The organism is Photobacterium sp. SP02 (genome assembly GCF_038519165.1).
GTDB classification, from domain to species: Bacteria; Pseudomonadota; Gammaproteobacteria; order Enterobacterales; family Vibrionaceae; genus Photobacterium; species Photobacterium halotolerans.
This window is the reverse complement of sequence record NZ_JASJOJ010000005.1, coordinates 158,118-167,404: the sequence shown is the minus strand read 5'-3', so window position 1 is coordinate 167,404 and position 9,287 is coordinate 158,118. Positions and strand designations below refer to the sequence as shown.

The 9,287-nt window shown below is 51.8% G+C and carries 7 protein-coding genes and 1 pseudogene; 1 reads left to right on the top strand and 7 read right to left on the bottom strand.

Annotation, left to right across the window (positions count from 1 at the left end):
- Positions 1–52 precede the first annotated feature (52 nt).
- Positions 53–625 (bottom strand): annotated as a pseudogene (locus P0Y67_RS04115) (beta-ketoacyl synthase N-terminal-like domain-containing protein); the annotation flags it as partial.
- 205 nt (positions 626–830) lie between these two features.
- Here P0Y67_RS04115 and mnmC point away from each other — a divergent pair.
- Positions 831–2,858 (top strand): bifunctional tRNA (5-methylaminomethyl-2-thiouridine)(34)-methyltransferase MnmD/FAD-dependent 5-carboxymethylaminomethyl-2-thiouridine(34) oxidoreductase MnmC, encoded by a 2,028-nt coding sequence (mnmC, locus tag P0Y67_RS04110; RefSeq protein ID WP_342390850.1) that lies wholly within the window; start codon positions 831–833, stop codon positions 2,856–2,858.
- 113 nt (positions 2,859–2,971) lie between these two features.
- Here mnmC and P0Y67_RS04105 read toward each other — a convergent pair whose 3' ends face one another.
- The 6 genes from P0Y67_RS04105 to P0Y67_RS04080 form a co-directional block, all read right to left on the bottom strand.
- Positions 2,972–3,268 (bottom strand): hypothetical protein, encoded by a 297-nt coding sequence (locus tag P0Y67_RS04105; protein WP_342390849.1) that lies wholly within the window; start codon positions 3,266–3,268, stop codon positions 2,972–2,974.
- Between the two features lie 228 nt (positions 3,269–3,496).
- Positions 3,497–4,663, bottom strand: a complete 1,167-nt coding sequence (locus P0Y67_RS04100) for a nucleotide sugar dehydrogenase (RefSeq protein ID WP_342390848.1) — start codon at positions 4,661–4,663, stop codon at positions 3,497–3,499.
- Between the two features lie 171 nt (positions 4,664–4,834).
- On the bottom strand, positions 4,835–6,205 hold the full coding sequence (locus tag P0Y67_RS04095; protein WP_303453151.1) for an MBL fold metallo-hydrolase: 1,371 nt from the start codon (positions 6,203–6,205) through the stop codon (positions 4,835–4,837).
- Positions 6,206–6,688: 483 nt separating this feature from the next.
- Positions 6,689–7,003 (bottom strand): helix-turn-helix domain-containing transcriptional regulator, encoded by a 315-nt coding sequence (locus P0Y67_RS04090; RefSeq protein WP_342390847.1) that lies wholly within the window; start codon positions 7,001–7,003, stop codon positions 6,689–6,691.
- 8 nt (positions 7,004–7,011) lie between these two features.
- Positions 7,012–7,413, bottom strand: a complete 402-nt coding sequence (locus P0Y67_RS04085; protein ID WP_342390846.1) for a type II toxin-antitoxin system RelE/ParE family toxin — start codon at positions 7,411–7,413, stop codon at positions 7,012–7,014.
- Between the two features lie 452 nt (positions 7,414–7,865).
- Complete coding sequence (locus P0Y67_RS04080) at positions 7,866–9,263, bottom strand: phosphomannomutase CpsG (protein WP_342390845.1); 1,398 nt, start codon at positions 9,261–9,263, stop codon at positions 7,866–7,868.
- Positions 9,264–9,287: the final 24 nt, after the last annotated feature.

Below are 9,287 nucleotides of genomic sequence, written 5' to 3'. Positions count from 1 at the left end.
CTGCGAATAAATGAGTATTTTAGCTGAAATTAAAACCGCTTGGCCTATCTCTCAGTTGTTCACCGCCACCGGCGAATACAACGTCTTGTTTGCCCAGTTGAATCAGCTCCAGCGCGTGGCCGATACAGTGCGCTGATGTCGCACAGGCAGAACTCATGGTGTAGTTAACACCACGAATCTTGAATGGGGTTGCCAGACAGGCAGACACGGTGGACGACATAGTACGCGGTACCATGTAAGGACCGACACGCTTCACACCTTTCTCACGCAGAATATCAACGGCTGCAACCTGGTTATACGAGGATGCGCCACCCGAACCGGCCACCAGACCAGTACGTTCATTAGAGACCTGCTCTTCAGTCAGACCAGCATCTTCAATTGCCTGTTCCATAGACAAATACGCGAAGGCTGCGGCATCGCCCATGAAACGCATTTTTTTACGATCGATATGATCAGCCGGGTTCATTTTCAGGTCACCCCAGACATTGCTGCGCAGTTTTGCGTCTGCAAACTGCTGAGAAAAGTTAATGCCTGACTTACCTGTTTTCAGAGAATCCAGTACCTCTTTCACATTGTTACCGATACTGGATACGATACCCATGCCTGTAATTACGGCTCGTTTCATGATGAATTCCTACTGTCATTTAACGCGGTGATGATAACGGGTTTAGTAAGCTTAAGTGGTCAGCTTTCCCCGTGATCGGTTACAATCCGCTACTTATCGTGGTCAGTTGATGATCTTTTACCAAAGTTTGCCTGTAAGACATAGCGGCATTTCACATTTCTTGCTTAAAAAATCATCACGTTATCTTTACTAAGAGGTTGTCCTTTTGTCCCATTCGTCGCCTAAACAGATTGAAAATGCCGTTCTGGACTGGAATGAAGCCGGTACGCCAGTTTCGCACGATTTCGACGACGTGTATTTCTCCAATGCCAACGGACTCGAAGAAACACGTTATGTATTTTTGCAGCAGAATGGGCTGCCGACACGCTGGGACACCTTTGACCGCCGCCGATTTGTTGTGGCAGAAACCGGCTTTGGCACGGGTCTGAATTTTCTTGCGGTCTGGCAGTGGTTCAAAGCCTTTCGTCAGGCTAACCCAAACGCCAGTGTTAAAGAGCTGCATTTTATCAGTTTCGAAAAATTCCCTGTCACCCGCCAGGATCTGATCAAAGCCCATGAATCCTGGCCTGAGCTGGCCGATCTTGCCCGTCAGCTCCATGCCCATTATCCGCCAGCCGTTGCCGACTGCCACCGCCTGGTGCTGGAAGATGGCATGATCACCCTGGACCTGTGGTTTGGTGACATTAAAACCTCTCTTCCTCAAGTATGGACCCCGGCAGGCGGGTTAGTCGACGCCTGGTTTCTCGATGGTTTTGCCCCCAGCAAAAATCCTGAGATGTGGAATCAGGATCTCTTCAACGGCATGGCAGCACTGGCCCGCGAAGCCTGTACCGCCGCCACATTCACCGCCGCCGGTTTTGTCCGCCGCGGACTGAACGATGCCGGTTTTGACATGAAAAAAGTCAAAGGGTTCGGCTACAAGCGAGATATGTTGGCCGGCACCTTGTCTGAACGCCGCCAGGGGGCCAATTTTGCCCCCTGGTATGCCCGCCAGAGCGCCGCAGATTTATCCGACGTGGCTATCATTGGCGGCGGAATAGGATCAGCCGCGACGGCACTGGCACTGGTGCGGCGCGGCGTTCAGGTCAGCCTTTACTGTGCCGACGCCCTGCCGGCAGAAGGGGCATCAGGCAATCGCCAGGGCGCTGTCTACCCGCTGCTGAATGGTTCCAACGATGCGCTCAGCCGTTTCTTTGCCCCGGCTTATCTCTACGCCCGGCAGTTTGTCGAACAGGCAGCTGCAGTCAGTGATTTCAGCCATGACTGGTGCGGCGTCACTCAACTGGCCTGGAATGAGAAAACGGCAGAAAAACTGGATAAGATGCTGAACGGCGGCTTTCCGCAGGATGTCGTTCATGCCCTGGATGTCGAACAGACTCAGGCCATCACAGGCATCGCCACAGGTCACCGCAGTGTGCACTACCCGCTTGGCGGCTGGCTGTGCCCGCAAGCGCTGACTCGCGCCCTGATTCAACAGGCACAGGCAACGGGACGCTTGTCACTGCACACTGATACTGACATCACCAGCCTGAGCCAGAATGACAGCGCTCAGTGGTCGCTGATCAGCCGTGATAACCGCCAATTCACCCACGCAACCGTGGTGGTTGCCAATGGGCATCGCTTTGCAGAGTTCGCGCAGACCCGGGATATCCCAGCCTACTCAGTACGTGGTCAGGTCAGCCATGTGCCCAGCCAGGGTGAGCTGGCGCAACTGAAATCGGTTCTGTGTTACGACGGTTATCTGACGCCGGTCAACCCAGACACACAGACGCACTGTATCGGCGCCAGTTATCGCCGCAACAGTACCGATCTGAGTTTCTCGCCAGAAGAACACCAGGACAATCAGGCGCGGCTGGCTGAGTGTTTGCCCGCAGTCGACTGGCCAACAGCCATCGATTTCTCCGCACAGGATGCCCGAACCGGTGTTCGCTGTGCCAGCCGGGATCATTTGCCTTTCGTCGGGGATGTCTGCCGCTTTGAGACGCTGTTGAGTCAGTATGCCGCTCTGCGGGAGCAACAAAGCGAAGCGGCGGATGTGCCTGTCTATTCCGGACTGTATGCCATGATAGGACTGGGCTCTCGCGGTCTCAGCTCTGCGCCGCTGCTGGGAGAAGTGCTGGCGTCCCAGTTATGCGGTGATCCCCTGCCACTGCCTCTGAGTGTCCTTGATGCCCTGCATCCTGGACGGATGTGGGTACGCAAGTTACTCAAAGGAAAAGCAGTAGAAAGCTGATTCAGCAATATGTGTCACGCAAAATGGGTAGCGCACAGCCGTAATGGCTCTCCCCATTTACGTGAGGAGAGCACTCAATACCCGGCAGTGATACCGCTCAGGTGAGGTTCAGGCTATTGCTGATTGGTGACCGGCGGCGCAGGGTTATCATCACCGCCGCCGGTGTCCGATAACGCGACGCCTATCACCACAGCGGCCACCCCGACAGCAACCACAGTGGCCGTCAAGCCCCCGGCTGATGCCGCAGACGCCGTGGTGATGCCCGCCGCAGACCCTTTCGAGGAGGCCGCCGTCGAGGTCGTCGCAGAAGATGTTGTTGCAGAAGAAGGGGTCGTCACTGGGGCTGACGTTGCTCTGGGTACAGCGGGTACGTCAGTTACCGTTTCTGCCGCACTCACACCCAGACTCATCGTCATTCCAGCAACCATTATTCCAGCCGCCATTAGCGCAATGACGGGTTTTCGGGAATCGATCCCCGTAAGGATTCTCGCAAGAGTTCTCATAGCAGTCCCTGACCATCTCAAATAACCAAAGAGGTAATTCAAGTATAGACAGGGATGCTAATTTTCTGTGATCTATGTCGAAATCAAACCGCAAGAAAAGTAAGACACTCCCCCATTTTGGTCAGAATTCTCTGATTAATCAGCACCAAACAGATCGCGGGTGTAGACTTTCTCCAGCACATCTTCCAGCTCTGGCGTCATTCGGTTCGACACAATCACATCAGACATTGCCTTGAACTCCGCTAAGTCACGAATCACCGCGGAATGAAAGAATTCATCGTCTTTCAGCACAGGCTCATAAACAACAACATCCACACCTTTGGCTTTAATGCGCTTCATGATGCCCTGAATCGATGATGCCCGGAAATTGTCTGAGCCACTTTTCATGATCAGGCGGTACACACCCACCACCTTGGGCTTTTTGCGCAAAATGGATTCAGCAATAAAGTCCTTGCGGGTGGAATTGGCATCAACGATGGCCCGGATCAGGTTGTTCGGCACTTCCTGATAGTTTGCCAGCAATTGCTTGGTGTCTTTGGGTAAACAATAACCGCCGTAACCAAACGAAGGATTGTTATAGTGGGTGCCAATACGCGGATCCAGCCCCACCCCCTGGATAATTTCACGGCTGTCCAGGCCATGTGCGGCAGCATAACTGTCCAGCTCATTGAAATAAGCCACCCGCATCGCCAGATAAGTATTGGAAAACAGTTTCACCGCTTCCGCTTCGGTCGAATGGGTAAACAGCACCGGAATATCGTCTTTAACCGCACCTTCGATCAGCAGATTTGCGAAGGTTTCAGCCCGCTGCGATTGCTCACCGACAATAATGCGTGATGGATACAGGTTATCGTACAGCGCCCGGCCCTCGCGAAGAAACTCAGGTGAAAACAGAATGTTATCAGTACCAAACTCTTCTTTGATCCGCTGGGTATAACCAACAGGAACCGTGGATTTAATCACCATCACAGCATCAGGGTTGATGGTAATAACATCGCGTATCACCGACTCCACTGATGCAGTATTAAAATAATTGGTCACCGGATCATAGTCGGTTGGCGTTGCTATGATGACGAAATCGGCGTTTTCATACGCGAGGTGTTTATCTGTCGTGGCCGTCAGGTTCAGCTCACGGTGTTTGAGGTATTCGCTGATTTCTGTATCAACGATCGGAGAGAGCCTCTGATTAAGCTGATTTACCTTCTCTTCTACAATATCCAGCGCAATAACCTGATGGTTTTGTGCCAGCAATACAGCATTCGACAGGCCAACATAACCTGTTCCCGCTACTGTTATTTTCATTATCTGTCCTCAAACTCGGCCTACTTAACAACAATGATAGCCCCAGCTTAATGGGTTGATATGGAATGCAGATGACAAAGCCCATTAAACGGATTGAATATACTGCTCAGCTATCACTGTGTTATCGCGCAGAATAGAGTATCGCAAGACAGTCCTGATGCAAGCTATGACTTAATCCTGGTTCAGGTTTGCGCAAACTATCACCTTTGCATCCGGTTTGACCTTTTGCAAACGCCGCGCCAGTGCTTCCTGGGCGGGTCTGTCGCCATGCACCAGACGAATCTCAGCAGGCCCTTGTTCAATGCCCTTCACAAAACGGATCAGATCCCGCTGATCGGCATGGGCTGAATACCCCGTCATAGTGTGCACTCTGGCGTTCACTGCAATACGGTTATTATTAATCATCACTTCTTTGGCGCCGTTTTGCAGTTCCCGGCCCAGTGTGCCTCTGGCCTGATAGCCAATAAGCAGCAGGTCGGTTCTGGGATCAGGCAGTAAAGCTTCGAGATAATTCATGATCCGCCCGCCACTGCACATCCCGCTGGCAGCCACAATAACGGCCGGCTCGCCACTGGCCTTCAAACGGTTAACCAAGCCGATATGATCGCTGTGTTCATCAATCTGGGTACACTGATCAAAGTCCAGCGGATGACGCCCGTTATCCAGCCTTGCCTTGGCTTCTTTGGTCCATAACCGCTTAAAGCCCTGATAGGCTTGTGTGATTTTCATGGCTAAGGGGGAATCAAGCACAATCGGCAAATTGAGCCAAGGACTCTCCGCAGAAGGCTGCCGGATTTCGTTGTTCACAATGTTTTCCAAATCAAACAGCAGCTCCTGAGTGCGCCCCAGGCTGAACGCCGGTATCAAAATGGCCCCGCCGTCTTTTAACGACTGCTCGACCACGCTTTTTAACGCCTGCTCTCTTGTTGCCACGCCAGGGTGGCGCTTATTGCCATAGGTGCTTTCCAGCACCAGTACGTCAGCGTGCAGCGGCGGTTCAGGGTCGACCAGCAGCGGGGTATTGCTGGGACCAAGGTCGCCGGAGAACACCACTTTCCGGCGCTCGGGTAACAGTAACTCGACATAGGCCGAGCCTAAAATGTGGCCTGCCTGACGAAATGAGAGACTGACATCCTGGCCATCCGGCAACATGATCTGTGCCCTGCAATCAAATGGCACAGGTTTTAGCTGAGATCGCACCAGCCGGATAAAGGCTTCGCACTTTTCATCACTCAGTCCCAGTTGCAGCTTCAGCCCATCTTCGAGCATCAAAGGCAACAAGGCTGCTGTCGCTTCTGTGGCATAAATTGGCCCGCGAAAGCCAGCCGCTAATAACCAGGGAATACGGCCAACATGGTCGATATGGCAATGGGTCAGAATAAGTGCCCGAATGGGCTCGACAGGAAAGGTAATATCATTGCTGGCTTTGGCTTCCTCGCCCTGAAACGTACCGCAATCTATTAACAGACTGTATTTTCCTAGCTGTAGCTCATGACAGGAACCGGTCACCCCGTCCCTGGCTCCATGGTGTAAAATATTCACCTGATTCCCCTGGTATTAAGAGATTAAATAATTCACCCAGCATGACAAAGTTAATGACAGGTGAAACATTAACAGCAAAATTGCGCGACTGAATTCACGAAAAACTTTCATGCCCAACACAGGTTAATTTCAAATATTCGACGGCATGTCCGTTTAGTCAGGCCGCATCAGGTTCAGTCATCCTTTTGACCCTACTTTTTACCTGGCTTTTAACCGGTTTTTTACTGGACGCTTGCCCGGCTTTTATCACGCTTTAAGTGCCACTGCGTAATTCGTCACCCGCTCAAAAAACACCCTACTCACAGAACCAAGGCTCTATGGCAGGTATCAAATTACAGAAGAAACTAAGGGCATTGATGTCTCAGAAATAGCGGTTCAACTGGGCGGCGGAGGGCCACAAGCATGCTGCAGGCTTTAAGATTCTGTTAAGTGTCCTACATAAGCTGACTGTATAAAGAAAAAGCCCCTCTCGGGGCTTTTTCTTTATACAGCAACTAAATCTTTCGCTTCTATCCCTTCACGGTGACTGCACGCTGAATAAATCATAAAGAAGTTCTTCAGTTGCGGATTACCTTTAGGAGAGAGCATTCGACGCAGAGAAGGAACAGCCAGACCGGTTTCAGCTGCCACTTCCTCGAACGCCTGACACCCATTGAGATAATCACGCATCAGAGCATTACCAGTAGGGATATCTCCTTCCAGGTAAGTTTCCAGAGCCTCTGCCAGCAATGCTTTGCGATACTCTGGGTCTTTACACATTTCCATCACGGTTTCTTTAAATTCGCGTGTCAGTGCCATATTCAGCCTCACTTACCCTTCTTGGGTCTGGACTGCTTGCCTTTCGCTGCGCTGTCCGATTCTTCTTTCTTACGCTTCTTGTAGTCCGCGTAGTAATCTTTGGCGTTATCAATTGCCTGTTGCTGATCCTTTTTTTCGCTACCGGCAAAGATGATGATCAGCTTATCGCCTTCGATGATGTAGTAAATGCGGTACCCTGGTCCAAAATCAATCCGGCGTTCGTATAACCCAGAACCACCGGTGATCGCCTTATGGTCACCAAAATTACCGCCTTCCATTTGCGTAATGGCCTTAGTGATTTTCACTTTACCTCTCACGTCTTTGAGAGCTGTGAGCCATTCACCGAACGGAGACCGTCCGTCACTGTCTTCATACTCATTCGCCTTCCGAGGCGTTGTCGGCTTTACCATATACTGAAATCTTACACCAAATAATAACGCAAACGTTATTATTTAAACAATAAACGAAAGGATCTCCGAATCCATCAACGAAAAGATTACCTAAACCTATGATAAAAAGATGTTACTACAATTTGCATAACAACGCGTTGACTGGATTCAACAAAAAATACTGCAGTGTATGGTCATCCTGAACCTTATTCATGCACTGAGCCAGAAGGCCTGTCGCACTGGGTGAATGCACATCGACAGGCTGCCCTGCCGAGTCCATCTTTCCTATCGCTTATAAATGGTCATTCAGCAGGGTTTGTCACGATTTCAGGCTCGCTCTATTTTCGGCATCACTGCAACTCTACACCCAAATACAAATGCAGGTGATCAGTGACAATCTGGACTATCAGCAAGCCAGTCAGCTGACCGTGATACTGTCGGGCCAGGTGCCTTTCTGACGGTGCCTTTATTGGTCATGACCTGGGAACAGAAAACGGCTGGAGCAACGCCAGCACTTCAGCCGTTTTCGTTTTCATCAGCGCGGAATCGCCATGGGACTCGACATTCAAACGCAAAACGGGTTCGGTATTTGATGCCCTGAGATTAAAGCGCCAGTCAGAAAAACTCAGACTGATCCCGTCAGTCTGATCCAGTGCCAGTGCGTCCGGCTCGTACACAGCGCGGACTGTCGCGATGGCATCGTCCGTGTCAGTGACCATCAGATTGATTTCACCGGAGGCCGGATAAGCCCGCATCCTGTCCGCGACCAGCTCCGACAGACGCTGTCCTTTTACAGACAACAGCTGTGCCACCAGCAACCAGGGGATCATACCGCTGTCGCAATAGGCAAAATCGCGAAAATAATGGTGGGCACTCATTTCACCGCCGTATAGGGCGTCTTCCTGCCGCATCCTTTCTTTAATAAAAGCATGACCGGTTTTCGACTGGATCGCTTCTCCGCCATTGGCCGTGACGATATCGATCGTATTCCAGGTCAGACGGGGATCATGAATGATTTTGCTCGGCTGGCATTCTTGCTGAAGTTCAGGCTGCTGCAAAAAAGCTTGTGCCAGCAAACCGACAATATAATAGCCCTCGATGAACTGGCCGTGTTCATCGAACAGAAAGCAGCGGTCAAAATCGCCATCCCAGGCAATGCCCATATCGGCCCGATGCGCCCTCACCGCTTGTGAAGTCGCCGCCCGGCACTCTGGCAATAACGGATTGGGAATCCCGTGAGGAAAAGTGCCATCGGGCTCATGGTGGATTTTCACAAACTCAATGGGGATCCGGCGCTGACCAAATTGCGCCTCCAGCGCATCAATCACATGTCCCGCCGCGCCATTGCCGGCGTTGACCACCAGCCGCAGCGGTGTAATCTCTGACGATGCGATATAAGACAGCAGGTGGTCAATATAGTCATTCAGCACACAATGGTGACGCAGCTGGCCGATCTGATCGGGCGCCGCAAAGTCATTTCTTTCCGCCAGTATGCGAATATCGTGCAAGCCCGTATCGCCACTAACAGGGATCGCCCCGGCCCTGACCAGCTTCATGCCATTGTAATTGATCGGATTATGGCTGGCCGTCACTTCGATCCCGTCAACGAGCAGGCTTTGCGCCGCGAAATATACCTCTTCTGTACCAGTCAGACCGAGATCGATCACATCCACTCCGGCATCCATCAAACCTTGCGCCAGTGCCATTTTCAATGACGGCGAGGAAAGCCGCACATCGCCGCCAATCGCCACCGTTACTGGCCGGAAATGCTGGCCGTACGCCCGGCCGATCCGGTAAGCTATGTCCTCGTTCAGCTCCCGCCCCAGCTCACCGCGGATATCGTAGGCTTTAAAACAGGTGAGTCTTTCCATGCCGGCCTCCTTATCGACGCAGCC